The sequence below is a fragment of the Weizmannia sp. FSL W8-1119 genome, assembly GCF_038008605.1.
Classification (GTDB): domain Bacteria; phylum Bacillota; class Bacilli; order Bacillales; family Bacillaceae_C; genus Weizmannia; species Weizmannia coagulans.
This window is the reverse complement of the sequence record NZ_JBBOZL010000001.1, coordinates 975,080-1,000,550: the sequence shown is the minus strand read 5'-3', so window position 1 is coordinate 1,000,550 and position 25,471 is coordinate 975,080. Positions and strand designations below refer to the sequence as shown.

Below are 25,471 nucleotides of genomic sequence, written 5' to 3'. Positions count from 1 at the left end.
TCGGCATCGTTTTCCGGCAGCGGGTTTTGCCTGCAAACATGGACCTCTGCTGCACAAAAACGAACCCCCATCTGTCCGATACAGGGAGTCCGCTTTTTACGACATCCTGCCTTTTTGTTTTCCATTACATGGCTTTCATTTTCAGCAGTTCTTCACGGATTTTTTCCAGACGCTTAATCGACTGTCCTTTTTGCTCTTCATCTTTCATTTCCATCGCTTCATACAACGTAGCCAGTTCGTAATCCAGTTCCATGCGCAAGACTGCAATCCGTTTTCTTTCATAAGGTTTTCTTTTCACCGAAGGGATTACTTGTTTCATTTTTCTTCACATCCTCCTGGGGTAATGATATGAATTTTCTGATATTATCTTTATATATATTATGTTCAATCATCACTGATGTAACAAAATTGTGTGTATACCTATTTTTACCCTCCGGCTTTTATTTGTTAAACCTCCCTTATGGATGATAAAATATGAATATCCATCCCCATGGTTCATACAGAACGGAGGTGAACAAATGGGCATCACCGCTTTTACCGGACAGGATTTTGACGTTTTCCGGATTGAGGGCCTCGATCAGCGGATGGAACAGCTGAAATCAACCGTCCGCCCGAAACTTGAAACATTGGGGGAATACTTTTCGCCGGTTTTGTCAGTTTTGACCGGTGAAGAAATATTTTATCATGTTGCCAAACACGCCCGCCGTACCGTCAATCCGCCGAAAGATACGTGGGTGGCTTTTTCCCCCGGCAAGCGCGGCTACAAAATGCTTCCCCATTTTCAAATTGGGCTGTGGGAAGACCGGCTCTTCATCGTCACGGCCATCATGAATGAGTGCCCGCAAAAAGCGTCCATCGGAAAAAAACTCGAAAAGAAAATTGATCCGATTTTAGAAAATATGCCTGGCCATTACATTTGGTCGGATGATCATACAAAACCGGGCGGCATCCGCACTGACCGTATGAATCACCATACGCTAAAGGAGTTTTTCAGACGGATGCAGGTTGTAAAAAAAGCCGAATTGCTTTGCGGGCTGGATATCCCGCGGGAAGAAGCAGCCGGCATGTCCCCGGATGAACTGGCCAAAACGATCGAGGACGTCTTTGTACATGTATTACCCATCTACAAAATGGCCTAAACAGAACGCGGAAAGGGAAAAGCGCGCCGGAACACGGCGCGCTTTTTCTCCTGTGCCAAGTCGTATTTGCAGGCAACTTAAAAGCAGCATCAGCAGGTGATGCTGCTATCTTTCCGTCCCGCTAACCGCGCGATCCGGTTTCATGCATTTTAATGACCGGGCCCTGTTCTTCCTTCATTTTCTTGACGGCCCGGTACGGGGAGTAGCCGCTCGCTTCTTCAAATTCATTGCATATATTCCGCTCATCGGCTTTCCCGGGGACGATTTCTTTAAAACGGCGGTACCTGGCAAGCAGCACGTCCCGGTTGACCCCTTTTTCATATGCTTCTTCCACCGCTTCGAAAAATTGGACGGCATCGATGACTTCCTGTGTCGACCAGTCAGCTGAAATCGGATATGGATATTCCATCCAAACCACCTCGCTTTTCTTCAGTATACCCGTTCTATTTTACCTGAATCGCTTCCGCCCGGGCAATCATGCCGCAATCCGCCGGAATACAAGGGGGCTGCTATCCGTTTTAAAGAACGGTTTGCCCACGGCTTTCTTCCGCCTGTACACTCACCGTCTAGCTTCCCCTCATTTCTCCATGCTTTATGCGCTTTATCTTTTTCCATCGCCCGCTTCCGGCTTGTTTTTTCCCTGTGCAAAGAAAAACTATTTAAAAACCGCGGCTGGAATGCTATAATCCATCTTGTTTTTCTTCAAAAGCCAGTAATGAGATAAAGAGGTGGAATGATTGTCACAGTATCACACGCCGTTATACACCGGGCTTCTCCGGCATATTGAACGAAATCCCGTCCAATTCCATATTCCCGGCCATAAAACCGGGCGCGGGATGGATCCTGATTTTCGCAAATTCATCGGCGACAATGTATTAAAGCTGGATTTAATTAATATCGAGCCGCTCGATGATCTTCACCAGCCCCACGGCATGATCGAAGAGGCGCAGAAGCTTGCTGCGGAAGCATTCGGTGCGGATGCCACATTTTTTCCGTACAAGGGACGAGCGGCGCGATTATGGCCATGGTGATGAGCGTCTGCGGGCCGGGCGATAAAATGATTGTGCCGCGCAATGTCCATAAATCAGTGATGTCTGCGATTGTGTTTTCCGGCGCCGTGCCCGTTTTTATCCACCCGGAAGTGGATCAGGTGCTTGGCATTTCACACGGCATTACACCGGCATCCGTTTCCAAAGCGCTCAAGCAGCATCCCGATGCAAAAGCCGTCCTGGTCATTAATCCGACCTATTACGGCATTTCCGCTGATTTGAAAAGCATTGTGGATATATCCCATGCCTATCATGTCCCGGTACTGGTGGACGAGGCACACGGCGTCCATATTCATTTTGACGATGAACTGCCGGTTTCCGCCATGCAGGCCGGCGCGGATATGGCCGCAACGAGCGTCCACAAGCTTGGCGGTTCGCTGACACAAAGTTCGATCCTAAATCTGAAGGAAGGGCTCGTATCGAAAAAGCGTGTCCAAAGCATTTTCAGCATGCTGACGACCACGTCCACTTCCTACATTTTACTGGCTTCGCTCGACGTTGCCCGAAAAAGGCTGGCAACAGAGGGAAGCACGATCATCAAGGAAACGACCCGCCTTGCGCAAAAAACACGGGAGCGCATAAACGAAATCGATCATTTGTATTGCGCCGGAAACGAGATCCTCCAAACGAAAGCGACCTATGATTATGACCCGGCGAAGCTGATCATCTCTGTAAAAGATTTGGGGATCACCGGCCACGATGCGGAAAAGTGGCTGCGTGAAACCTATCATATAGAAATGGAACTCTCAGATTTGTACAATATTCTTTGCATTGTGACGCCAGGGGATACGGAAACGGAACTGGATTTGCTCGTTGAGGCTTTACACGGCTTATCCGAAACCTTCTCGCATTTATCCGGCAAAGTGGGGGTGAAAGTGATGCTTCCCGAAATTCCATCGCTTGCCCTCTCGCCGCGCGATGCCTTTTATGCCGAAACGGAATCCGTTCCGCTGTCCGGTTCTGCCGGCAGGATCGTTGCCGAATTTGTTATGGTCTATCCGCCGGGCATTCCGATTTTTATCCCAGGGGAAATCATTACGGCAGAAAACATTGCCTATATCCGGAAAAACATCGAAGCCGGCCTTCCCGTACAAGGGCCTGAAGACGAGACATTGCAAACGATCCGTGTCATTAAAGAGCATCATGCCATTCAATAAGTTTGAAAAAGCAGGCGGGACCTTCCCGCCGGCTTTTTTGTCCCATAACGCAAAAAAAGCCGGACAATTACCCGGCCGAGAGAAAATGGACGCATGCATTGGAAAAATCAAGTGCTACATTTCAGGATTATTCTTCTTCGTGTTTACAATGGTCACACGTTGAGTAAAGCACAGATACTTTTTCTTCCTCAACGTGGTCAATCGTGGCATCACATGATTGGCAAACGATGATTCCCATCCGATTTTCCTCCCCTTTGCGAGTTTTGTAACCGCTTGTAATATTATAATATGTCATACTGGAGAAAAAATCAAGACTTTTGTATAACATAATTTAAATTGTGTTATACAATTGAAAGTGGGATCATTTTGCGGTTGTTTTAGAAAATCAGTTTTGAAAAAGATATTTCCGCAAGCCCATATGCAGCGAGACTCAACACCGTTACCACAGATGCAGCCCGGAGCGAATGCACAATTGATTTTGCCAAGGCAAAGGCAATGAATAAAAAGATAATGAACAGGGCGGCGGTAAAAATAGCCGGATCGTGTCCGGACAGCCACGCTGCCAGTTTAAAACCGCTCCATATCATGATCTGGAATAAAAATGCCACCGTACATTTCATTGTCCCACCTGTGCCTTTCATTATAATTCAGAATATGCACGCGGTTTCACCGTTATAACCTTGTCTTTCAAAGCGGAAAACTGTCCGCATATGCAGCTGTTACTGTTATAGCCTTAAAGCGGCGCTTTTAAACGGAAAAAGGCTTCACGCCGGGGCAGCCTTCCCGGTGTGAAGCCTTTAAAATCATTATTTTAAAATATGGATCGGGGTGCCGAGTGCCGCTTCGGCCGCTTCCATCGTAATTTCCCCTAATGTCGGGTGGGCATGGATCGTCAGCGCGATATCTTCCGCTGTCATGCCCGCTTCGATTGCAAGGCCGATTTCCGAAATAATATCAGAAGCGCTGATCCCGACGATTTGGCCGCCGATCAACAGCCCGTCTTCTTTGCGTGTAATCAGTTTGACGAAACCTTCGCCGGCTTCAAGGGCAAGTGCCCGCCCGTTCGCGCCGTACGGGAATTTGGCGACTGCATAATCAATGCCTTCTTCTTTTGCCTGCTGTTCCGTATAGCCGACCGTTGCCAGTTCCGGATCAGAAAAGACAATGACCGGAATGCCGAGGTAATCCACTTCGGCCGGCTGCCCGGAAATGGCTTCGGCTGCAATCTTCCCTTCATAGGAGGCTTTGTGGGCAAGCTGCGGGCCCGGGACAATGTCGCCGATGGCATAAATATTCGGCACGCTTGTCCGGCACTGTTTATCCACTTCGATAATGCCCCTGTCCGTCATCTTTAAATTCAACTGTTCAAGGCCGAGTTCATCTGTGTTCGGACGGCGGCCGACCGTAACCAGCACATAATCGCCTTCCACTTTTTGTTCCTGGCCTTTTGCTTCATACGTGACAACAACGCCGTTTTCTTTCTCTTCCACGCCTTTTGCCATCGCTTCCGTGATAATTTCGACGCCCCGTTTTTTCAGCTTGCGGACAACGAGGGAAGTCATTTGTTTTTCAAACGCGCCGCCGATAATGTCTTTTGCCCCTTCCAAAATCGTTACTTTCGTCCCGAATTTTGCATAGGCTGTCCCGAGTTCCATTCCGATGACGCCGCCGCCGATAATGACGAGTTTTTCCGGAATTTCCTTCAAACTCAGCGCGCCGGTTGAATCAATGACGCGTTCTGAAAATTTGAAGGAAGGGATTTCAATCGGTCGCGAACCGGTTGCGAGAATCGCATTTTTAAACGTATAGGTTTGCGCTGATTTCTCGTCCATTACACGAAGCGTATGGTCATCGACAAAATAGGCTTCCCCGCGGACGATGTCAATTTTGTTGCCTTTTAACAGGCTTTCTACGCCTCCGGTCAGTTTTTTCACGACGCCGGATTTCCATTCCTGCACTTTCCCGAAATCAATTTTTGCATTTTCAACGGTAATGCCGAGCACTCCGGATTCCGTTGCGTATTCATAGCGGTGCGCCGCCGAAATGAGCGCTTTTGAAGGAATACATCCTACATTTAAGCAAACCCCGCCGATAAACTGCTTTTCAACGATCGTCACTTTTTGGCCGAGCTGGGCTGCCCGGATGGCCGCGACATATCCGCCAGGCCCTGCGCCGATTACAATTGTGTCGGTTTCAATTGGAAAATCTCCTACAACCATCAGATTACGCCTCCATTAATAAAAGTTCTGGATCATGCAACAAACGTTTGATATGATTTAACGCATTTTGTGCGGTGGCACCATCGATGATACGGTGGTCAAAACTGAGCGACAACGCCAGTACAGGCGCTGCAACAATTTCACCGTTTTTAACGACCGGCTTTTCTGCAATCCGGCCGATTCCTAAAATAGCCACTTCCGGACGGTTGATAACCGGTGTAAACCATTGCCCACCGGCAGAACCGATATTGGAAATCGTAATGGAAGCGCCTTTCATTTCGTTCGGGGCAAGCTTTCCATCTCTTGCTTTTTCAGCCAGTTCATTAATTTCTTTGGAAACCGCAAATACCGGTTTGCGGTCGGCGTGTTTGACGACCGGCACAAGCAAGCCGCGCTCCGTATCAGCGGCAATCCCGATATTGTAATAATGCTTATGGATGATTTCATTCGTTTCATCATCAATCGAACTATTTAAAACCGGGTATTCCCGCAGCGTGCTGACGAGCGCTTTTACGACATATGGCAGGAAAGTCAGTTTGATGCCTTTTTCTGCCGCGATCTCTTTGAATTTTTTCCGGTGCGCGACCAGTGCCGTCACATCGACATCATCCATCAGCGTAACATGCGGCGCGGTTTGTTTCGAGTTGACCATCGCTTTTGCAATCGCTTTGCGGATGCCGCTCATCGGTTCGCGTGTTTCAGGGAATTCCCCTTCAGGCACAGCATCTTGGGAATCAGGCGCCTGTGCTTCGGTTTTGCCGGCTTCCGTTTCCGTCTGCTGCGGCCCGTTCACATACGCATCGATATCTTCGCGGAGCACGCGGCCGTTTTTTCCGGTTCCGGACACAAGCCGGATATCGACGCCTTTTTCACGGGCATATTTCCGTACGGATGGCATCGCGATCACGCGGCGATCCGCGGATTCGGATCCGTGTTCTGCTTCTTTTTCAGCAGGCTTGGCAGTTTCAGCTGTTTCCTGTTTTGCCGGTTCCGGTTTTGCACTTTCTGCTGCTTCTTCTTTCTGATCGTGCCCATGGTCCCCTTTAAATTGAAGATTTTCATATCCGGGCGCATCGAATTTTACAAGGACATCACCGACAACTGCGACGCTTCCTTCGTCAACAAGAATTTCTTCAACGGTCCCTTCCACAGGGGACGGAATTTCGACAACCGATTTGTCATTTTGCACTTCACAGAGCACGTCGTCTTCCGAAACTTTATCGCCCGGTTTAATAAACCATTTTACAATTTCGCCTTCATGGATCCCTTCGCCGATATCCGGCAGCCTGAATTCAAATGACAAGGTGTTCACGCTCCTTTTTTTCAAAATGCGCCCCATTCAAGGTGCAGCAAAAACTCGATTGGAATGTATCCCGGTTCAGCGCGCCGCCATAACCCTCTTACGGCAAAAACCGGTTTAGAATGTCAATGCCTCTTTTGCTTTTTCCAAAATATCTTTATAGGTCGGAATCCAAACGCCTTCCGCCTGCGAGAACGGATAAACGGTATCCGGGGCCGTTACACGCAATACCGGCGCTTCCAGGCTCAAAATCGCGCGTTCGTTGATTTCCGCAACGACGTTTGCCGCAACGCCGGCCTGGCGCTGTGCTTCCTGGACGACAATGGCGCGGTTTGTTTTTTCCACAGACGCCACAATCGTTTCCACATCAAGCGGGCTGACTGTGCGGAGATCAACCACTTCTGCGGAGTATCCTTCTTTTCCAAGTTCATCCGCTGCTTTCAATGATTCATGGACCATTGCGCCGTAAGCGATAATCGAAATATCTTTTCCTTCCCGTTTTACATCTGCTTTTCCGAGCGGAATCGTATATTCTTCTTCCGGCACTTCTTCCCGGAAAGAACGGTACAGTTTCATATGTTCGAGGAAAACGACCGGGTCATTGTCCCGGATCGCGGAGATCAGCAGCCCTTTCGCATCATAAGGCGTGGACGGAATCACAACTTTGATGCCCGGTGTTTGCGCCATGAGTCCTTCGAGGCTGTCCGCATGCATTTCCGGCGTATGCACGCCCCCGCCGAAAGGAGCGCGTATTGTAATCGGCATTTTCAAATCCCCGCCGGTGCGGAACCGGTATCTCGCCATCTGGCCGTGGATTGAATCCATGGTTTCAAAAACAAAACCGAAAAACTGGATTTCAGGAACCGGCCGGAAACCCTGGAGCGCAAGCCCGATGGCAAGCCCGTTGATGCCGGATTCGGCGAGCGGCGTATCAAAGACGCGGTCTTTGCCGAACTCTTTTTGCAGCCCTTCCGTTGCCCGGAAGACGCCGCCGTTTAAGCCGACATCTTCACCGAATACCAAAACATTTTCATCATTTTTTAACTCGGTCCTGAGCGCATCCGTAATTGCCTGTATCATCGTTAATTGGGCCATGGCTTATTTCGACTCCTTTGCTTGGTAAAATTCGTATTGTTCCTTTAAGGTTTGCGGAAGTTCTTCGTACATCACGGAGATCAGATCCGTCACTTTCTGTTTCGGCGCGCTATCCGCTTTCTTAATGGCAGCTTTAATATCTTCTTTCGCCTGTTCAATTGTTTTATTTTCCTGCTCTTCGCTCCACAGGTTTTTCTGTTCCAGAAACTTGCGGAAACGGACGAGCGGATCTTTTTTCGCCCATTCATTGTCGAGGTCTTCCGTACGGTAACGCGTCGGGTCGTCCCCGCTCATTGTATGCGGGCCGAAACGGTAGCAGATCGATTCAATCAAGGAAGGCCCTTCGCCGGCGAGCGCCCGTTCGCGCGCGCGTTTTACCGCCGCATATACACTAAGCGGGTCCATGCCGTCCACCGCAATTCCCGGTATCCCTGCAGCCACCGCTTTTTGCGCCAGTGTTTTGGCCGCGGTTTGCACGGAGCGCGGCGTTGAAATCGCAAACTGGTTGTTTTGAACAATAAATACAGCCGGGGCTTTAAAGGCGCCCGCAAAGTTGATGCCTTCGTAAAAATCCCCTTGTGAACTGCCGCCGTCCCCTGTATACGTCACTGCAACGGCCTTTTTGCCGCGTTTTTTAATGCCGAGCGCAACGCCGGCAGTCTGCACATACTGGGCGCCGATAATGATTTGCGGCGGGAGGATATTCAATTTTTCAATGCCTTTCATCCCGTCCACATGCCCGCGCGACCATAAAAATGCCTGTTCAAGCGGAAGGCCGTGCCAGATCAGCTGCGGCACATCGCGGTATCCCGGAAGAATGAAGTCCTCTTTTTCAAGTGCAAAATGGGAAGCAATCTGGGAAGCTTCCTGGCCGGCAGTCGGCGCGTAAAACCCGAGGCGGCCCTGGCGGTTCAGGGAAATGGACCGCTGATCAAGAATGCGGGTATATACCATTCTCCGCATCATTTCCTGAAGCTGTTCATCCGTTAAATCAGGCATGAGGGAATCGTTTACAATTTTCCCTTCTTCATTTAAAATTTGGACTGCTTCAAATCTTTCTTCAATGTCATGAAGCGTCTTTACTTCATCAAACTTTGTGCGTGAAGCCATCCCGTTCACCAATCCTTTCTTTATCCGCATATATGGAGATACAATTTCGCTGATTTTAAAAAATGTGTGTTTACAGCAAAAACCGACAATTCCTTCAAGTAACCGCAATCATTTTTGGCCTGCCAAAAACGCGCTGTATCAATGAAAAAGCGGAAGTGACTAATACAACACTATATTCAACATATATAGAGTACATGAAAAATAAAAAAGCGTCAATTATAAACGCTTTTTCTATCCGATATTTTTCTAATATACCGAATCATTCTGCCCGGGAAAACTGTATCAATATGCAATTTAATCTGTACTATAAAAGCGGAAACGTTGCTGGAGAAGGTTTTCAGGAAAACCGGTTCCGCCGGGCCCAGGGCGTTGTTGCAAATGCTTCCACTTTTTGCGGCAATTTTTCCCGGCCTGCCGGAAATTGTCATATTTTGGCGTGACGCTTCCGCCTTTTCCCTACATATAATAAAGGACAAGATGAGCCGCACGCCTTTACAATATCCAAATAAATATTACAATAGAAGTAGGGAGTTGATCCACAATGTTAAAAAAGCTGAGGAAGAAGCTTTTAAAACAGTGGAAAGATATGCTGCGCAAAAAGTTAATCGCCTGAACTTTTGAATCCCTCTTTTCCAGGAGGGATTATTCTTTTCTTTATGAAAAAAGGCCATGAAAAAGTTGTGATATGCGCCATGATTTATATATAATAGAAAAAGTTACAATTGAAAACGGAGCAAGGAGAGATTAATCATGATTTACAAAGTGTATTACCAGGAAAATCCTGAAGAAATTCCTGTCCGGGAAAACACGAAGACGTTCTATATTGAAGCCGGATCGGAAAGGGAAGTACGCCAAAAGTTGAAAGACCGCCGAATCAACATTGAATACATCCAGCTGCTTGAGGGAAAATATCTTGAATACGAAAAGCAGCAGGAAAATTTTAAATTAACGGAGTAACTGTATGAAATTTGTTAAAAATGATCAGACAGCGGTTTTCGCCCTCGGCGGATTGGGCGAAATCGGAAAAAACACTTATGGCGTACAATTTCAAGATGAAATGATTTTAATTGATGCAGGCATCAAATTTCCGGAAGATGAACTGCTCGGAATCGACTATGTCATCCCGGATTACACCTACCTCGTGAAAAACGCGGACAAAATCAAGGGCCTGTTTATTACGCACGGGCATGAAGACCATATCGGCGGCATTCCGTATTTGCTGCGCCAGATCAATGTCCCGATTTACGGCGGGAAGCTTGCACTCGGCCTTATTCGGAACAAGCTGGAAGAGCACGGCCTTCTCCGGCAGACAAAGCTGATTGAAATCAAAGAAGACGATGTGATTAAATTCCGGAAAACATCTGTCGCATTTTTCCGGACGACACACAGCATCCCGGATTCTTACGGCATTGTCGTCAAAACGCCGCCGGGTAATATCGTGCATACCGGCGACTTCAAGTTTGACTTTACACCGGTGGGCGAGCCGGCTAACTTAACGAAAATGGCCGAAATCGGAAAAGAAGGCGTGCTTTGCCTTTTGTCCGACAGCACGAACAGCGAAGTGCCGCATTTTACGATGTCAGAACGGCGTGTTGGGGAAAGCATCCAGGATATTTTCCGGAAAGTGGACGGGCGGATTATTTTTGCCACGTTTGCCTCCAATATTCACCGCCTTCAGCAGGTGACGGAAGCGGCTGTTCTGGCAGGGCGGAAAATTGCCGTGTTCGGGCGCAGCATGGAAGCGGCGATTGAAATTGGCCATGATCTGGGCTATATTCGCGCCCCGAAAGATACGTTTATTGACACACAGCAATTGAACCGCCTGCCGGCCAACCGGGTGACCATTCTTTGCACCGGCACCCAGGGCGAACCGATGGCAGCGCTGTCCAGAATTGCAAACGGCACGCACCGGCAGATCCAGATCCAGCCCGGCGATACCGTCGTCTTTTCTTCCTCCCCGATTCCGGGCAATACGACGAGCATCAACCGGACGATTAATTTGCTGTACCGCGCCGGCGCCGACGTTATCAGCGGCTCGCTGAACAATGTGCACACATCAGGCCATGGCGGGCAGGAAGAACAGAAGCTGATGCTGCGGCTGATCAAACCGAAGTATTTTATGCCGATCCACGGGGAATACCGGATGCTCAGGACGCATGCCAAGCTTGCCATTGACTGCGACGTCCCGGAAGAAAACTGCTTTATCATGGATAATGGCGAAGTGCTGGCGCTCGGCCATGACACCGCAGAAATTGCCGGCAAAATCCCGTCCGGTTCTGTCTATATCGATGGGAGCGGCATCGGCGATATCGGCAATATCGTTTTGCGCGACCGCCGCATCCTCTCTGAAGAAGGGCTCGTCATTGTCGTTGTGGCCATCAATATGAACGAGTTTAAAATTGCATCCGGCCCTGATATTATTTCAAGGGGCTTTGTGTACATGCGTGAATCCGGCGATTTGATCAACGAAGCGCAAACAATCATCACAAAGCACTTGAATAAAGTAATGGAACGAAAAACGACGCAATGGGCAGAAATCAAAAACGAAATAACAGATACGCTGGCGCCGTTTTTATACGAAAAAACGAAACGCCGGCCGATGATTATGCCGATTATTATGGAAGTTTAAAAAAGGGGCATTCTGCTAGGAAGCCGCCAGAAAGTCCAAAAGAAAACAAAAAAACAGCGGGGCACCACCATTCAGCGTGTCCCGCTGTTTTTTTGCATCTTTAAAACACACTTTTTCAGCGCCTCCGTTATCGGGGTGCTTTTTTGTATGCCTGTTTGAAAGGACCGGCATTTTGCAGGGGAAAATGCTTCCCGAATTTTTTCCTCCCGCCTGAAAAGAATTTTTTATTTTTTTTGCAAAAAGTACTGTACAAAACAAATTTCAGGGTATATACTGTATTATAACAGAAGGATAAATGATTTGTTGTTATAAGACATACTTTTGCTGACACCAGCCCGGGCCCGGCTGTCGCAGCATCATTGAATGGTTTTATAACAGCTGATACAATTCCAAACACGAAAAAGGAGATGGATGAAAAATGATGATGAGCCCAGTTGAATTTTTCAAAACATTGCCTGTGAAACAATGCCCTGAATGCGGTCAGCCGATTGAAGAACAAGCAGAATCGTACATGCTGGAATGCGACCATTGCCTTTCCAAAAAAGAAGAATAACGCCGTAATAAAAAAGAAGGGGGAATTCCCCTTCTTTTTTATTACAACGATAAAATATAAGAAACCATCAAATCGGCAGCTGTCTCGAGCGCACGTTCATCCGGCGCAAATTTGGCATGGTGCAGCCCGTATGGCGACCCGACCCCGAGCCAGAACATAAAGCCAGGGATTTCTTTCAACATATAGCCGAAATCCTCCCCTGTTAAAGCCTCCCTGCATTCATGCAGGTGCGCTCCGCCGTAGCTTCGGACAAAATCCATAAAGCGGGCGGTCTCTTCCGGATGATTGAACACCTGGTAATAATTGCAGCCGTAATCAATTTCCGCCCGGCACTCAAAACCGGCCGAAAGCCCGCTTGTGATTGCTTCAATCCTGTGCTTCACTTTTTCCATGGCTTCGCTTGATAACGTGCGGATTGTCCCTTCAAGGCGCGCATGTTCCGCGATTGCATTTTGAACTGTGCCGCCGGTGATTTTCCCGATGGTCACCACTGCGCTGTCGAGCGGGTCGATATTGCGTGAGATAATGGACTGGAGCTGGGTCACCAGATGGGCCGCCGCCACCACCATATCCTTTGTATGCTGCGGATAGGCCGCATGCCCGCCCTTTCCTTCCAGGTCAATATACAGTTCGGATGTATTGGCAAACAGCAGCCCCTTTTTTACCGCTACCGTGCCGGCCGGGTATTCCGGCGCAACATGGAGCGCCATCACAAGGTCCGGCCGCCATTCATTGCGCAGCACTTCTTCTAGCATCGCTTCCGCCCCTCCAGGCCCTTCCTCTGCCGGCTGAAAAATAAAGATCAGATCATCCTTAACGGGCCGGCTTGCAAAATGCGATAAAATCCCGAGTGCGATCGCCATATGAAAATCGTGGCCGCACGCATGCATGTTTCCTTCGTGTTCCGATTGAAACGGGAAGCCTGTCTCTTCTTTGATCGGCAGGCCGTCTATATCCGTCCGGTAACCGATCTTTTTTTTGGGGCGGGTCCCCTTTACTTTTACAAGCACCCCGGTTTTCCATGTTTTCACTTCAAGATGGCCTTTCGGCAAACGCGAAATAAAATCAAGGATGTACCGCTGTGTTTTATGCTCCTGATATCCGAGCTCGGGAATCCGATGCAGATCCCGCCTGATGGCAATCAAATTCGTTTCCATATCCAGCCCTTCCTTTCCGGTATGGCAAAAAAGGCCGGGCACCGTTTTTTTGGCACCCGTCCTTCCGGCTTACAAATTTCTAAGATCTTTCATGATTTCGGTTTTGGATTTTGTTTTTTCGTCAATTTCTTTGATCACTTTTGCCGGAATGCCTGCAACAACGGTATGCGGCGGCACATCTTGCGTGACGACCGCACCGGCTGCCACAACCGCCCCTTTTCCGACGCGTACGCCTTCCAGGATCACAGCATTCGCTCCGATTAATACATCATCCTCAATGACAACCGGATTTGCAGAAGGCGGTTCAATGACCCCGGCAAGCACGGCGCCGGCTCCGATATGGCAGTTCTTCCCGACTGTTGCCCGGCCGCCTAAAACGGCGTTCATGTCGATCATCGTGCCTTCTCCAATAACAGCACCAATATTGATCACGGCCCCCATCATAATGACGGCATTATTGCCGATTTCAACACGGTCACGGATCGTGACGCCAGGTTCAATACGGGCGTTGATTCCTTTTAAATCGAGAAGCGGAATGGCCGAGTTGCGGCGGTCATTTTCCACGACATAATCCGCGATTTTGCCACGGTTTGCTTCCAGCACGGCCGAAATCTCTTCCCATTCGCCAAAGATGACAGCCATGCCGCCGCCTGCGAAAACGCGGGCTGACTCACCGAAATCAAGGCCATCGACATTTCCCTTCACATATACTTTTACAGGTGTTGATTTGTTGCTGTTTGCTATGAATGAAATGATCTCATTTGCATCCATCATGTCCATATGTATGCCTCCTGACAGCTGATTCGCCGATAAATGTGATAGTTTGCGCATATGTTCATTTTAAAGGATATGGGGCTGTGCCGCAATAAATTCACGCACCACTTTTACAAAAGCGCGGACCTGCTTCAATTGAAACGCGGCGTCATAACCGAGGAGCCATGTGTCGCGTTTCAGCGGCTCCCCGCCTTCCCCTTCGAGCGGAATTTTGTGCAGATGGCGGATTTCCGCCCCGTCCAGCGTGATCGCAGGCAAAATCGCATAACCGATGCCGTTAAAAACCATTTGCTTGCACGTTTCGATCTGGTCCACTACGATTGTTTGTTTCGGGGAAGTTTGAAACTCGCGGTGCCACCAGTCCATCATTTCCTGATAATAATTTGAATCGCTTTTAAACTGGATAAACGGCCGGTCGGCAGCCGGCAGCTTTTCAAGGGTGTCAATTTCCTGGTCCACGAGAAAGAGCGGGTCTTCAAACAAATGGATTTTCGTGCTTTTCCATTCATTCAAACCGCGGACAATGCCGATATGGACTTCATCTTCGTAAATGGACCGCAAAATTTCACTGCTCCAGCCCGTGACAAGCGAGATTTTTGCATCCGGATATTTTTCAACGAATGTTTTCAGCACTTTCGGCAGCCAGTTTTGGCCGACGATCGTGGCGCAGGCGATTTTTAATGTCCCGTGCACTTTTGAGTCGAGCGTGCGGATGGCTTCCCGCACATTTTCTTCCTTTTCGAGCATTTCATTGGCGAGCTGGATGACCAGTTCCCCCTCAGGCGTTATGATCAGCCCTTTTTGCGTGCGGAGAAACAATTGCGCCCCCCACTGCCTTTCAACCGACTGCAGCCTTTGCGACAAGGCCGGCTGCGATACAAACAGGCGTTCAGCTGCCTTCCGCATATTTAACTCCTGTGCTAAAACAGACAGTAACTGGCACTCCGAAAAATTCATGTTAACCCCAATCCGTTTTCTTTGGTTTATGGAAAAACGGACCGCGCAGCCATTTGCGCGGTGCCGCCGCTAAAAATGATTCAATTTATGAATATGATGGTTCAATTCTTTCAGAAGCGAGCGCCTTGTAAAAATGCCAGCAAAAAATCCTTCATCGTCTTCGACACATAAAAAATTGTGGTCAACAAGCCAACGCAACGCTTTTTCAAAATTGTCATGCACATTTAGCCGCGGAATGTCCGCCTTCATGACCTGTTCCACCTTAATCTCGCCCAGTTTTTCAAATTCAATCCGTTCCAGCCCCAAAATGGAATCGGTGATCATCGCGGAACTGATCAGGCCGTGCAGCCGGTAGCTGGCGTCCAAAACCGGAACAGCGGCATACCCGCTTTTCGTCAGCACGAGCAAAGCATGTTCCAGGCTGTTTCCAACCTGCACATGGGCCACTTTTTCAGACGGGATCATAAAATCCATGATTTTCGGTTCAAGAAATTCCTGGCTCTGCAATGAAATCATCTTGCAAAAATCTCCTTTTCTTCCGTATTTTCAGGTACAAAACCTTCAAGAGGAGATGCTTATTTCGTTTGCCGTTGATGCATGATGAATCACTACTATTTTATCATAAACAGGGCTTGATTGACGAAAGAAAAACGCCCGGCTTTATGCCGAGCGAAAAAATTTTTTAACTGTCAGAGCCTTCCTGGACGATATCAAAAATTTCGATGGCGGCAATATCCAGGTCGTCAAACTGGTACTTGCTGGCGTGTTTCTGCCCGTCGAATACTTCCAGTTCAAACGTTCCGGTTTGTGGAAAAAATTTCACCTGGCAGAGCGCCTTGCCGTTCACTTCAAAACGCCGTTGCTGGACTTCCCCTGTATCTTTTGCTTCCTGCATCGCCTGCAGCCTTTGGATAATACCTAATAATTGAGACATAATGGACTCCTTTCGACGAACGTGAGTGCCGGTTTTGAATGACGGCATTCACCCTTTTATTCACACAAATGATAACCTGTCCCATTCGAATTTTACAGTAAAACCTTCGCTTAGAAAAGGGAGCGGCGGCAAATTTTTTCATTTTGTGCCGTTTCTGTCCTTATTTTATCCGAAATCGGGGAAGACCTTGTACCATTTTTTCGATTTGTCCCGCAGAAAAACCCCCTGCTTTAAAAGAAGCCGCTGAAAAGGCCAAAAGAAAACATAAAAACGGCGAGACACCGCCATTTAGTGCCTCACCGTTTCTTGAATACTTTTCCAGTGCCCTGCATTTAAAGCAGCGGGCCCGGCGCGAACAAATCGGGCAAAACAGCTTTCGGCACGGCTATTCTGACCGTCACAAGCGGATTTACAATCTGGCTGATTTCAAGGGAGCATGTGGCGCTCAAAAGCCTGTAGGCATCATTAAACCCGAGCCCGAATGCAGCCCGGAACCTGTTTGCAGCCGCCCGCATCCCTTTTTTCGCCGCCGCTTCCAGGGTTTCTGCCGATGAAATCAAAAACCATGTCTGGCTGGTTTCAACGGCCGGCATGCCGATGGCGGGAGCGCCGGCCAGTTTCGTGCATTGCAGGGTGACTTTACCGCCAATTTCCACGCCTGAACCATCCAGTTCCCCGTCCCCCATTGCGGCGTGAAGATCGCCGAGCGCAAGCAGGGCGCCGTCATGGAAAACGGGGAGGTACAATTTCGACCCCGCCGTGATCCATCTCGTATCCATATTGCCGCCATGGTCTCCGGGTATTTCACAAAGCACTGCGCCTTTTTCCGGGGCAACGCCGATGACGCCGATCATCGGGGCAGCCGGAAATTGAAGGCGGCTGTTAAACTGGATGTTACCGTCCTTTACGCGGATGATGCGCGTATCGGTTTCTTTTACCTCTTCACCGAGCGCCCCCATCCCGGGGTAAAGCACCATGACACCGGCTTCATCCAGCTCAATATTTTGAATGCCGACACAAAGGATGTCGCCTTTTTTCACGCCTTCGATCTCAATCGGGCCGGTCGCCGGGTTTATAAATGGAATGTCCACTTCCGTCCTGAGCTGGGTTTCCGAGGTGATTTTTCCGCCGTAGCAATCAAACGTCTCCACGGCAAACGTTTCGTCCAGCCGGACTTTGTAAGCCGGCTTGTTTTCCGCTGAAAAATGGGTAATAAAATGTTCTTTTTTTAGTTGCTGCATAATCCGCTCCTTTCGCGGCCGTTTAAAAAGGATGCTGATTCAGCCACTGGCCGCCGTCCATTGTAACCACTTCTCCATTGATATATGCGGCATGGGGCGAAAACAGGAAAAAAGCAAGTTCGGCAATTTCTTCCGGCGTTCCGAGCCGCCCGAGCGGGACACTGTTTAATGTCCTTTGGGCCGCTTCTTCCGATTCCCACAGCTTGCCCGCCCCGCCTGTTCTTTCAATCGGGCCGGGCGCGATCGCATTCACGCGGATGCCGTATTTTTTTCCCCATTCCACCGCAAGCGTACGTGTTAAGGATAACACACCCGCTTTTGCCGCTGCTGAATGGGCAACGCCAGCTCCTGCCCCCCAGGCATAAGTCGCGACCATATTGAGGATGCTCCCTTTGATCTTTTTTTCTATCCAGTAGTTTCCAACTGCGCGGGAACAATAGAATGTCCCGTTTAAAACAATATTGATGACCGCATTCCAGCCGTTTACCGATAATTTTTCCGCCGGGCAGATAAAGTTTCCGGCGGCATTGTTGACAAGAAAATCAATGTGCCCGAATTTTTTGTCTGTCTCTTCCACCATTCTCTCTACATCTTCCGGCTTCCGGACGTCCATTTGCACCGTGAAGATATCGGAATGGTAACGGAGCAATTCCGCTTTTGTAGCCCTTAATTTTTCTTCATCTCTTCCTGTAATGACAACTTTTGCTTCCGACTGCGCAAATTTAGCCGCCATTGCCTTCCCCATTCCGCTTGAACCGCCTGTTACGACGACAACTTTTTCTTTCATTAACCTTCTCCCCTTTCATGAATGATCAGCCATTCATTTTATATAAAAAAATTCAACGGCTTCGGCAAACTGCCGGATACCGTCGCAAACTATCCCGGCGCCCCGGCCAAGGTGCTTCCATGGCGTATGAACCTAAGAATCTTTTTTTAATTTTAATAAGGACTCATGCAGCTTCGTTAATGCCCGGATGATCGTTTTCTTGCGGTTATAGCCTTTTACCACAACCGTCAGGCCGTTATATTCCGCAAACGCCTGTCCCCAGGCACTGTCACGCAAAAATCCGAAAACGTAAATTTTAATATATCCAGCCTCAGCCGGGATAAAAATCATGTCCATTCTTTCGCTCATTTTGAACGCTCCTTCCGTGTCCAAAAATGCGGCCCGGATTCCGGCTGGCACCGAAAACGATAGAAAGAGCCGTCTTGGTGAAGTACTTTTTTCTATACTATACCATACCATACCATACAATGTACCATTAGTCAGGGGAAAAGAAAATACGTTTTGACAATTTAACCGGACGGATTTTACACAAACAGCTGCTTTTCCACTTCTTCGGCGGGGACAGGCCGGCTGAAGAAATATCCTTGCGCTTTCTGGCAGCGGGCCGATTGCAAAAACTTCACCTGCCCTTGTTCCTCCACCCCTTCCGCGACGACTTCAAGCCCGAGCTGGTGGGCGAGATGGATGATCGTTCTTGTAATGGCCGCGTCTTTTTGGCTGTTTTCCAGTTCCCGGACAAAAGACTGGTCAATTTTTAAAATGTCAACCGGGAGTTTTTTAAGATAGTTCAAAGAAGAATACCCGGTTCCGAAATCATCGACCGATATTGTCAGCCCCATGTCTTTCAGGCTGCTAAGCACTTTTAATATATGGTTTTCATCTTGCATCGCGCCTTCTGTAATTTCAATTTCGAGCACGGACGCAGGCAGCTTGTATTTTTCAAGCGTCCGTCCGATAAATCCAGCCAGGCCGGGATCCAGAAACTGCTTCGGGGATATATTCACTGCGATCCGGAAACCGGTCCACCCTTTTTGCCGCCACTGTGCAATTTGCGCGCATACGTGGTCGATCACCCACGCGCCGATAGAAGTGATCAGCCCTGTTTCTTCTGCAAGCGGAATGAATTTCAAAGGCGGCACATTTCCGAATTTCGGGTTGCGCCATCTCAGCAAGGCTTCAAAACTTTTAATTTTGCCTGTATCAAGCTGCACCTGCGGCTGGTAATGGACGGCCAGCTCGTTTTTTTCAACAGCGCGGCGGAGATGGGCTTCCATCAAAATATAATTATGGAAGTCGGCATCCATTTTTTTGCTGTAAAAAAGGAAATGCCCTTTTCCCCCTTCCTTCACTTTAAAAAGAGCCGTATCCGCATGTTTGATTAACGTTTCCCCGTCTTCGCCGTCTTCCGGAAACAGGCTGATGCCGACGGACGGCGATAGAAAATAGTCTTCTCCTTCAATTTTGAAGGGGTCGTAAAAGAGCGCCAGGATCTGTTCCGCCATTTGTTTCACACCTTCCCGCGAGCGCCCGGTCGTAAGCACGATAAACTCATCCCCGCCCTGGCGGTACACTTCGTTATCCGGAAAGGGAAGCTGCTTCAGGCGGATGGCTGTTCGTTTTAAAATTTCATCACCGACATGCTGGCCGAGAATGTCGTTAAAATATTTTAACCGGTCAAGATCAATATACAATACAGCCGGATGGGGCGCGCCTCTTTTTGCTTCGGCTGTTTTCCTGTTCAACCGGTCCAGCAAAGCGTGCCTGTTCCAAAGGCCTGTTAAAGGGTCAAACTGATATGTATGTGGATCTGGAAGCATCCGCCCGCCATCCAGCAGTTCTGTCACATCCCTTGTAATGGCAATCATCCACTCTCCGCCGTCCATGCCGGCCAAAGAGGTGTGGAGGATGCGCCTTGCACCCGAGTGGTGGATGAAGTCGACAGCCTTGTTATCTTCCAGCGCAGTTTGGCAAAAATATTCAAACCGGGCGGCTTCCCTTTCCTCGAGAACATCATGTAAAAATTTTCCGGCCTTTTCCGTCTGCTCTTCTTCTTTGTTCACATAAACAAATTTAAACGTCGGCCCATTTTCCACTTTCAAAACACTGACCGTCTCGGAAAGCTTGGAAAGAAAATCCCGGCTGAAAAAAATATCAATTGGCAGTTCCTGGAGTTTCTTTGTTTGTCCTTCAGCTTTCGAATTGTCCATAATATCATCCTTTTTCTCATCAAGAAAATGCTTGCTGATGCTGAAAATTCAGGTAAAAAGTATATTTCTATTTTACAGGGAAATGTACGAAAAGCATAGTTGAAATACAAAAAAACGGGGCGGAAAGTGCGGGCGGGAAATCCGGGCCCGTTCCTTTCCGCCTGGCCGGCCATCCATTTGCCGGGTCCCGCAGCCGTTCGCTTGCCTTTCATGCGCTTCATTACCGGAAGTGATCCGCCCATCCGCCCCTTTTTACTCCTGATTTGCGATAAAGGGCCACCAATTTGCCTTGCCAAGCATTTTTACAAGCACCGGCACAAACAAAGGCAGCATGATCAAAGCATAAAACAGAAGACCAGTAAGTGTAAGGGTGGCAATTTGCAGCAACGATAAAACGCCGGACGGCATCATTGCCGCAAAAGTGCCGGAAAGAATGACTTCTGCGGAAAGAATAACGGTTCCCATCTTTTTCATCGCAAGCAAAATTGCTTCTTTTGCAGGCAAATGCTGGTATTCATTGAACCTTTCCATTAAAAAGATGGAGTAGTCGGTGCCAAGCGCGATTAAAATGACAAAACCGAAGAACGGCACCGCCCAGCTGATACCCGGGTAGCCAAGCAGATGGACAAAAATGGCCTCCGTCAAACCGGCGGATGCAAAATAAGTGATAAGAAGGGATGCCAGCAGATAGAGCGACATGACGATTGACCGTAAGAAAATCATCAGCACGGCAGCCACCCCGATCAGCATAAAAGTGACAGTACGCGCGTAATCCGCTTTTGACATCTTATCCAAATCGCGATTGATGCTTGACACGCCGCCGATCCCGATATGGGCATTTTCCAATTTTGTCCCCTTTACAGCGTCTTTTAACGCCCGGTTGATATGGCCAATATCCGCCATTGCCCTGTTGGAATACGGGTTTTCAGTTAATATCAGATGAAAAGTCACCATTTTTCCGTCTTTCGAAATATAATGGCCCAGCGCTTTCTGATAATCCGCATTTGAAAGCAGGGCATCCGGAATATAAATGCCGGACTGTTCCATACTTGTTTCATCCGCCAAATCATTCAGATAAGAACCGGCATCGTACAACCCGGATTCGATTTTCCCGAGTCCTGCCGCGCTTTTATCAAGGCCGGCGGAAAGCTCATTCATATGGGTTCCGAACGTACTGAGGCCGGTTTTCAGCTGTGCCTGGCCGTCCGTGATCCCCTGAAGTCCTTTTTGCAGCGCCGGGATTTTCCGGATCACTTCGTTCTGGCCTGCTGCAGTCTGGTTCAAACCGGTTTCAAGCTGATCAAGCCCGTTGATGATCGGCGTAAACCCGTCAGCAAAGCGGCCAAGCCCGGCGGAAATAGCTGAAAGTTTTGCGTCCACGCTTTCCAAAGTTGCTGTGACGGTGTCAATCTGGCGGTACAGGCTGGCAATTGTATCATTGCCATTGCCGGTGCCGAGCCCGAGCTCATTCATCGCCTGCTGCACTTTTTGGAATTGCGAGTCGTGCGCCGCTTCCGGATTGTCTTTTAAAAACGCCCGGTAAGCCGCTTGCAGGGAGCCAATCTGCTCCGGAACATCAGCTGGCAACTGGTCCGTTTGGCTGATAAACTGGCGGATGCCGGACTGGACGAGCTGGTATTTTTCATACAGCTGGTTAAAGCCGGACTGCAGTTCCCTTGCCTGCTGCTGGGCGTTTTTTACCCCGCTTTTCAGTTCGTCCGCGCCCGCGGAACCGTTCCGGATGCCTTCTTCAATCCGGCTGAGCGAGTTTGACAAATTCCCCATGCCGGCTGAGATTTTTTCGGAACCGGCCTCCAGCTCCCCGATCCCGTCGGTTGCTTCTTTAAACTTTGATTTGGCGTTTTCCAGAGAACCGGATGCCCCCGTTAATCCTGATTTGATTTTCTGAATGCCGTTATGGCTTTTTTCCAGCCCTTCGCCCAATGTTTTGGCTTGGTTTTTGACATAAATTTCTTTCATCACCGAACCGTCCGGCCTTGTCGCGCTTTGAACTTGTGCAACATGCGGGACTTTATCCAGATCCGCGCTGATTTTCTCGATTAAAGCGAGATAGTCTTTTGATTTGACAGACTCGTCATTTTCGAGGACGACTTCGGCCGGCATCGCTTTCCCGGCGCCGAAACTTTCGGCAATGATGTTGAACGCTTTTACGGAATCGTAGTTGTCCCCGAGTTCATCAAGTGAATTGAAAGACAGCTTGCCGTTATAGCTGATCAATAGCGGAACCATGATCACCGCCACAATCGCAAGGGAAAGAAACGGCCTTGCCAGCGCAAAAAGGCCGGCCCGTTCCCAAATTTTGCTTTCATGGTGGGAAATGTCCCCGCGCACAGGCCAGAACAGCCCTTTCTTTAACACAGCCATAAAAAACGGCACAATTGAAAACAAAGCAAGCAGCAAAACGGCTACCCCGACCGCAACGGCGGAAGCGGATTGGTACAGTTTAAAACTGGCAAGCCCGATCGAGGCAAAACCGATCAGAACGGCAATACCGCTGAACAGCACCGTTTTCCCGGCCGAACGGTAAGTCGCAAGAATGGCCGCAACTGTTTCTTTGCCATCCGCCAGTTCTTCCTTAAAGCGGCTGAGCAGCAAAATACAATAATCCGTGCCAATCCCGAACAAAACGGCAACGAGAAAAATTTGCGTAAAATTTGAAACCGGAAAATCCAGCTTGTCGACGAGTATCGCAACGATAAACTGGCTGACAAGATAAGAAAGCCCGACCGTTAAAAGCGGAATGAGCGGCGCGACGATTGAACGGTACACCAGCACAAGGACGGCCAGGATGAATACAATCGTAATCGCTTCTGTTCTTTTCAAGCCCGCCTGCGAGCTGTCCGTGACATCCTCATTGATCAGCCTGTTGCCGGTCATCATCACCTCGACGCCCGGCGTTTTTACCGCTTTCTGCAAAGCCGCGCGCACTGTTTTAAAAGACTTTCCGCCCGGATCCACGCTGGCAATGGCCATCACCGTTTTTCCGTCTTTGGAGACAAGCTCACTTTTAAGGGCCGGCTCGTGAAAATGAGTTGTCAGCCCCATAATCGCATATTGTTTTTTATTTTTTTCCAGCCGTTCAAGCGTGCCCCGGATACGCCCCATCTCATGGCCGGATATTTTCACCCGGTCATGGAACACGATGATGACGCTTGTACCGTGGTTTTCTGTCTGCTGGTGCCGGCTTTTGATTTCAGCCGCCCGTTGCGAGGCATAGCCTTCCGGAACCTTAATCTGGCCTTTTTCCCTGACTAATGGTTCCATTGCCGGCGCTTTCCATGCCAATAAAATGCTGATCATTGCCCATACTAAAACAACAATCCATTTCAACTGCACCAATCGCTTCATGAACTGGTTTCCTCCCAAGCTTGTGATCGCATAACTCTTGAACCATTATAAAACAAACGGCTGCAGAAGTATGTAAAAAAATGGACATTTTTATGTTGCTTTCTTTCCAAAATAAACGAAAAGTAGTATAATTGACTAAAAAGTAACATGATTAAAAGCGAAAGGAGTTCTCTATTTGAATTCGCATAAACCTGCTCCATTACAACCTACAATCGAAAACCTCTCTTATGCTGTATTCACGGTCAATCGCCATGCGAAAACCGCAACCAACCCAAAATTTCTTTACCTGTTAAAGAAAAAAGCGCTCGAAAAAATGATCCGGGAAGGGAAAGCGCTGAAAGTCGGGCTCCACTTTTCCGAGCATCCGAAGTACAGCCAGCAGCAGTCTGATGTGCTTGTAAAGTGCGGTGATTATACATTTCATATTCCGCCGTCAAAAGACGATTTTAAAAACCTCCCCCATCTCGGCTGCCTGGACCATAAAACAAGGAACCCGAAATGCCGCATGCCTTTAAGCCAGGCAAAGCAACTGCTTGAACGGTATACCGGGCTCACGGAAAAACAGCAGCATCCGGGGCAGCCCCGCACCGGCAGGAAAAATTGCAAACCGGTTTTCAAAAAACTGGGCGACTCCTTTTTCTAAAGGATGGCCGCAGCAAGTGCAAGCCAAATAATGGAAAAGCCCCAAACCGGGTAAAGACCCCGCCCGGGATGAATAATGATACGCAACCATGCAGGAAAGCCCTCCGCGATTGGCCGGGGGCTTTTCTGCGTTACAGCACTTTTTCGTCCATCGCAAGGATCAGCTGGTTGATTTCAGGCTTGCTGATTTGGGCATCGGCGCCGACCATTTCCCCTTTATGCCTCAAGGCATCCGTGATCAGCGATGAGAAAATGATCACCGGCAGCACTTTTAAGGCAGGGTCTTCTTTTATTTTTTTCGTTAAATGGTGCCCGTCCATTTGCGGCATTTCAATATCCGTAATCACAAGCTGGACTTCATCCTTTATCTCTTTTCCGCTTTCTGCAATCCCGGATAAATATTCGTATGCATCTTTCCCGTTTTCAAAAAACGCAATTTGTTCATACCCGGCTTCAAGCAGCGTATCGCGGAGCAATTCCCTGAGCAGGCCGGAATCTTCCGCAATCACAATCCGTTTATTGTTCCGCTCCCGCTTTCCAAGCTTTTTGACTTCTTCCACCCGGATCGTTGCTTCCGGGTTGATTTCCGCAATCATTTTTTCAAAATCAAGCAGTAAAATCATCGTGTCTTCTTTCTTTACTACGCCGATCACCTGTGTATCGGTGCCTGCATACATCCCGGACGGTTTTTCAATTTGATCCCAGGAAAACCGGTGGATTTTTGAAACATTGTCCACATGAAAGACGATTTTTTGCTGGTTGAACTCCGTCACGATAAATTTGTCATCCTCGCCCGTTTCCGGCGGATGCCCAAGTACTTTGCGCAAATTGACAACCGGCAGTATTTCCCCGCGCAGCTGGATAATCCCTTCAATATTTGGATGGGCGTGCGGAATGGTGGTGACCGCAGCCGGCATGATAATTTCCTTCACTTTAATGACATTGATGCCGTAATGATTTTGTGCGACAGAAAATTCTACAATCTCAACTTCATTTGTGCCGCTTTCCAGTAAAATATCGTGCTCCAGACTCATCATTTTTTGCCCCCTCGTTCTAAAACGTATGAAAATCCGGCGCAGAGCATTTTTGCACTGCCCGGTTTTCAATATTTGCCCACATGAATTATATCGGCAGATGGACCGGAATTTTTCA

At 48.7% G+C, this 25,471-nt stretch carries 25 protein-coding genes and 1 pseudogene; 7 read left to right on the top strand and 19 right to left on the bottom strand.

Going from position 1 to position 25,471, the window contains the following annotated elements:
• Positions 1–124: 124 nt before the first annotated feature.
• Positions 125–319: a hypothetical protein gene (locus tag NSQ19_RS04725; RefSeq protein ID WP_019721921.1), complete on the bottom strand. Its 195-nt coding sequence runs from the start codon at positions 317–319 to the stop codon at positions 125–127.
• 199 nt (positions 320–518) lie between these two features.
• Here NSQ19_RS04725 and NSQ19_RS04720 point away from each other — a divergent pair, with 199 nt between their 5' ends.
• A complete protein-coding gene (locus tag NSQ19_RS04720; RefSeq protein ID WP_013858927.1) occupies positions 519–1,139 on the top strand; it encodes a DUF1054 domain-containing protein in 621 nt (206 codons plus the stop codon).
• 121 nt (positions 1,140–1,260) lie between these two features.
• Here NSQ19_RS04720 and NSQ19_RS04715 read toward each other — a convergent pair whose 3' ends face one another.
• The gene (locus tag NSQ19_RS04715; protein WP_013858925.1) at positions 1,261–1,548 is read right to left on the bottom strand and encodes a UPF0223 family protein; all 288 of its coding nucleotides are present in this window, start codon (positions 1,546–1,548) and stop codon (positions 1,261–1,263) included.
• 328 nt (positions 1,549–1,876) lie between these two features.
• Here NSQ19_RS04715 and NSQ19_RS04710 point away from each other — a divergent pair.
• Positions 1,877–3,345 (top strand): annotated as a pseudogene (locus NSQ19_RS04710) (aminotransferase class I/II-fold pyridoxal phosphate-dependent enzyme).
• A gap of 127 nt (positions 3,346–3,472) precedes the next feature.
• Here the strand turns inward: NSQ19_RS04710 and NSQ19_RS04705 are convergent.
• The 6 genes from NSQ19_RS04705 to pdhA form a co-directional block, all read right to left on the bottom strand.
• On the bottom strand, positions 3,473–3,583 hold the full coding sequence (locus tag NSQ19_RS04705) for a GapA-binding peptide SR1P (protein ID WP_017554351.1): 111 nt from the start codon (positions 3,581–3,583) through the stop codon (positions 3,473–3,475).
• Positions 3,584–3,722: 139 nt separating this feature from the next.
• Positions 3,723–3,965 carry a hypothetical protein gene (locus NSQ19_RS04700; protein ID WP_017554352.1) on the bottom strand — a complete coding sequence of 81 codons (243 nt, stop codon included), beginning with the start codon at positions 3,963–3,965 and terminating at the stop codon, positions 3,723–3,725.
• A gap of 186 nt (positions 3,966–4,151) precedes the next feature.
• Entirely contained in the window at positions 4,152–5,564 is a 1,413-nt protein-coding gene (gene lpdA, locus NSQ19_RS04695; RefSeq protein WP_340702484.1) for a dihydrolipoyl dehydrogenase, read from the bottom strand.
• Positions 5,565–5,568: 4 nt separating this feature from the next.
• Positions 5,569–6,867: a dihydrolipoamide acetyltransferase family protein gene (locus tag NSQ19_RS04690; protein WP_041818904.1), complete on the bottom strand. Its 1,299-nt coding sequence runs from the start codon at positions 6,865–6,867 to the stop codon at positions 5,569–5,571.
• Positions 6,868–6,981: 114 nt separating this feature from the next.
• A complete protein-coding gene (locus NSQ19_RS04685; RefSeq protein ID WP_340702483.1) occupies positions 6,982–7,959 on the bottom strand; it encodes an alpha-ketoacid dehydrogenase subunit beta in 978 nt (325 codons plus the stop codon).
• Positions 7,960–7,962: 3 nt separating this feature from the next.
• Positions 7,963–9,069 carry a pyruvate dehydrogenase (acetyl-transferring) E1 component subunit alpha gene (pdhA, locus tag NSQ19_RS04680; protein WP_340702482.1) on the bottom strand — a complete coding sequence of 369 codons (1,107 nt, stop codon included), beginning with the start codon at positions 9,067–9,069 and terminating at the stop codon, positions 7,963–7,965.
• 321 nt (positions 9,070–9,390) lie between these two features.
• Here pdhA and NSQ19_RS04675 point away from each other — a divergent pair, with 321 nt between their 5' ends.
• From NSQ19_RS04675 to yhfH, 4 genes are all read left to right on the top strand, one after another.
• Positions 9,391–9,690 (top strand): hypothetical protein, encoded by a 300-nt coding sequence (locus tag NSQ19_RS04675; protein WP_328013586.1) that lies wholly within the window; start codon positions 9,391–9,393, stop codon positions 9,688–9,690.
• 129 nt (positions 9,691–9,819) lie between these two features.
• Positions 9,820–10,026, top strand: coding sequence for a DNA-dependent RNA polymerase subunit epsilon (locus NSQ19_RS04670; protein WP_013858917.1), 207 nt, complete (start codon positions 9,820–9,822; stop codon positions 10,024–10,026).
• Between the two features lie 4 nt (positions 10,027–10,030).
• Positions 10,031–11,698, top strand: coding sequence for a ribonuclease J1 (rnjA, locus tag NSQ19_RS04665; RefSeq protein WP_019721913.1), 1,668 nt, complete (start codon positions 10,031–10,033; stop codon positions 11,696–11,698).
• Between the two features lie 418 nt (positions 11,699–12,116).
• On the top strand, positions 12,117–12,251 hold the full coding sequence (gene yhfH / locus NSQ19_RS04660) for a protein YhfH (protein ID WP_340702481.1): 135 nt from the start codon (positions 12,117–12,119) through the stop codon (positions 12,249–12,251).
• 41 nt (positions 12,252–12,292) lie between these two features.
• On the opposite strand, the gene NSQ19_RS04655 is transcribed toward yhfH, so the two are convergent.
• The 10 genes from NSQ19_RS04655 to NSQ19_RS04610 form a co-directional block, all read right to left on the bottom strand.
• A complete protein-coding gene (locus NSQ19_RS04655; protein ID WP_340702480.1) occupies positions 12,293–13,408 on the bottom strand; it encodes an N-acetyldiaminopimelate deacetylase in 1,116 nt (371 codons plus the stop codon).
• Positions 13,409–13,477: 69 nt separating this feature from the next.
• Positions 13,478–14,188 carry a 2,3,4,5-tetrahydropyridine-2,6-dicarboxylate N-acetyltransferase gene (dapD, locus tag NSQ19_RS04650; protein WP_340702479.1) on the bottom strand — a complete coding sequence of 237 codons (711 nt, stop codon included), beginning with the start codon at positions 14,186–14,188 and terminating at the stop codon, positions 13,478–13,480.
• A 60-nt stretch (positions 14,189–14,248) separates the two neighbouring features.
• A complete protein-coding gene (locus NSQ19_RS04645; RefSeq protein WP_080565270.1) occupies positions 14,249–15,139 on the bottom strand; it encodes a LysR family transcriptional regulator in 891 nt (296 codons plus the stop codon).
• A gap of 69 nt (positions 15,140–15,208) precedes the next feature.
• Complete coding sequence (gene cbpB, locus NSQ19_RS04640; protein WP_013858911.1) at positions 15,209–15,655, bottom strand: cyclic-di-AMP-binding protein CbpB; 447 nt, start codon at positions 15,653–15,655, stop codon at positions 15,209–15,211.
• Between the two features lie 166 nt (positions 15,656–15,821).
• Positions 15,822–16,073: a YkuJ family protein gene (locus NSQ19_RS04635; protein ID WP_013858910.1), complete on the bottom strand. Its 252-nt coding sequence runs from the start codon at positions 16,071–16,073 to the stop codon at positions 15,822–15,824.
• Positions 16,074–16,405: 332 nt separating this feature from the next.
• Complete coding sequence (locus tag NSQ19_RS04630) at positions 16,406–17,314, bottom strand: acetamidase/formamidase family protein (protein ID WP_237349129.1); 909 nt, start codon at positions 17,312–17,314, stop codon at positions 16,406–16,408.
• 22 nt (positions 17,315–17,336) lie between these two features.
• Complete coding sequence (fadH, locus tag NSQ19_RS04625) at positions 17,337–18,101, bottom strand: 2,4-dienoyl-CoA reductase (protein WP_340702478.1); 765 nt, start codon at positions 18,099–18,101, stop codon at positions 17,337–17,339.
• Between the two features lie 132 nt (positions 18,102–18,233).
• Complete coding sequence (locus tag NSQ19_RS04620; RefSeq protein ID WP_013858905.1) at positions 18,234–18,449, bottom strand: hypothetical protein; 216 nt, start codon at positions 18,447–18,449, stop codon at positions 18,234–18,236.
• Positions 18,450–18,625: 176 nt separating this feature from the next.
• Complete coding sequence (locus NSQ19_RS04615) at positions 18,626–20,308, bottom strand: putative bifunctional diguanylate cyclase/phosphodiesterase (RefSeq protein ID WP_340702477.1); 1,683 nt, start codon at positions 20,306–20,308, stop codon at positions 18,626–18,628.
• Positions 20,309–20,560: 252 nt separating this feature from the next.
• The gene (locus NSQ19_RS04610; RefSeq protein WP_340702476.1) at positions 20,561–23,677 is read right to left on the bottom strand and encodes an MMPL family transporter; all 3,117 of its coding nucleotides are present in this window, start codon (positions 23,675–23,677) and stop codon (positions 20,561–20,563) included.
• Positions 23,678–23,852: 175 nt separating this feature from the next.
• On the opposite strand from NSQ19_RS04610, the gene NSQ19_RS04605 reads away from it, so the two are divergent.
• Positions 23,853–24,320, top strand: coding sequence for a YkyB family protein (locus tag NSQ19_RS04605; protein ID WP_265115453.1), 468 nt, complete (start codon positions 23,853–23,855; stop codon positions 24,318–24,320).
• A 130-nt stretch (positions 24,321–24,450) separates the two neighbouring features.
• Here NSQ19_RS04605 and NSQ19_RS04600 read toward each other — a convergent pair whose 3' ends face one another.
• Positions 24,451–25,356 (bottom strand): chemotaxis protein, encoded by a 906-nt coding sequence (locus NSQ19_RS04600; protein ID WP_118498782.1) that lies wholly within the window; start codon positions 25,354–25,356, stop codon positions 24,451–24,453.
• Positions 25,357–25,471 lie beyond the last annotated feature (115 nt).

Coding starts and splice junctions, on each gene's coding strand:
- NSQ19_RS04725 (WP_019721921.1), bottom strand. CDS start 319: ATGAAACAAGTAATCCCTTCGGTGAAAAGAAAACCTTATGAAAGAAAA.
- NSQ19_RS04720 (WP_013858927.1), top strand. CDS start 519: ATGGGCATCACCGCTTTTACCGGACAGGATTTTGACGTTTTCCGGATT.
- NSQ19_RS04715 (WP_013858925.1), bottom strand. CDS start 1,548: ATGGAATATCCATATCCGATTTCAGCTGACTGGTCGACACAGGAAGTC.
- NSQ19_RS04705 (WP_017554351.1), bottom strand. CDS start 3,583: ATGGGAATCATCGTTTGCCAATCATGTGATGCCACGATTGACCACGTT.
- NSQ19_RS04700 (WP_017554352.1), bottom strand. CDS start 3,965: ATGAAATGTACGGTGGCATTTTTATTCCAGATCATGATATGGAGCGGT.
- lpdA (WP_340702484.1), bottom strand. CDS start 5,564: ATGGTTGTAGGAGATTTTCCAATTGAAACCGACACAATTGTAATCGGC.
- NSQ19_RS04685 (WP_340702483.1), bottom strand. CDS start 7,959: ATGGCCCAATTAACGATGATACAGGCAATTACGGATGCGCTCAGGACC.
- pdhA (WP_340702482.1), bottom strand. CDS start 9,069: ATGGCTTCACGCACAAAGTTTGATGAAGTAAAGACGCTTCATGACATT.
- NSQ19_RS04670 (WP_013858917.1), top strand. CDS start 9,820: ATGATTTACAAAGTGTATTACCAGGAAAATCCTGAAGAAATTCCTGTC.
- rnjA (WP_019721913.1), top strand. CDS start 10,031: ATGAAATTTGTTAAAAATGATCAGACAGCGGTTTTCGCCCTCGGCGGA.
- yhfH (WP_340702481.1), top strand. CDS start 12,117: ATGATGATGAGCCCAGTTGAATTTTTCAAAACATTGCCTGTGAAACAA.
- NSQ19_RS04655 (WP_340702480.1), bottom strand. CDS start 13,408: ATGGAAACGAATTTGATTGCCATCAGGCGGGATCTGCATCGGATTCCC.
- dapD (WP_340702479.1), bottom strand. CDS start 14,188: ATGGACATGATGGATGCAAATGAGATCATTTCATTCATAGCAAACAGC.
- NSQ19_RS04645 (WP_080565270.1), bottom strand. CDS start 15,139: ATGAATTTTTCGGAGTGCCAGTTACTGTCTGTTTTAGCACAGGAGTTA.
- cbpB (WP_013858911.1), bottom strand. CDS start 15,655: ATGATTTCATTGCAGAGCCAGGAATTTCTTGAACCGAAAATCATGGAT.
- NSQ19_RS04635 (WP_013858910.1), bottom strand. CDS start 16,073: ATGTCTCAATTATTAGGTATTATCCAAAGGCTGCAGGCGATGCAGGAA.
- NSQ19_RS04630 (WP_237349129.1), bottom strand. CDS start 17,314: ATGCAGCAACTAAAAAAAGAACATTTTATTACCCATTTTTCAGCGGAA.
- fadH (WP_340702478.1), bottom strand. CDS start 18,101: ATGAAAGAAAAAGTTGTCGTCGTAACAGGCGGTTCAAGCGGAATGGGG.
- NSQ19_RS04620 (WP_013858905.1), bottom strand. CDS start 18,449: ATGAGCGAAAGAATGGACATGATTTTTATCCCGGCTGAGGCTGGATAT.
- NSQ19_RS04615 (WP_340702477.1), bottom strand. CDS start 20,308: ATGGACAATTCGAAAGCTGAAGGACAAACAAAGAAACTCCAGGAACTG.
- NSQ19_RS04610 (WP_340702476.1), bottom strand. CDS start 23,677: ATGAAGCGATTGGTGCAGTTGAAATGGATTGTTGTTTTAGTATGGGCA.
- NSQ19_RS04600 (WP_118498782.1), bottom strand. CDS start 25,356: ATGATGAGTCTGGAGCACGATATTTTACTGGAAAGCGGCACAAATGAA.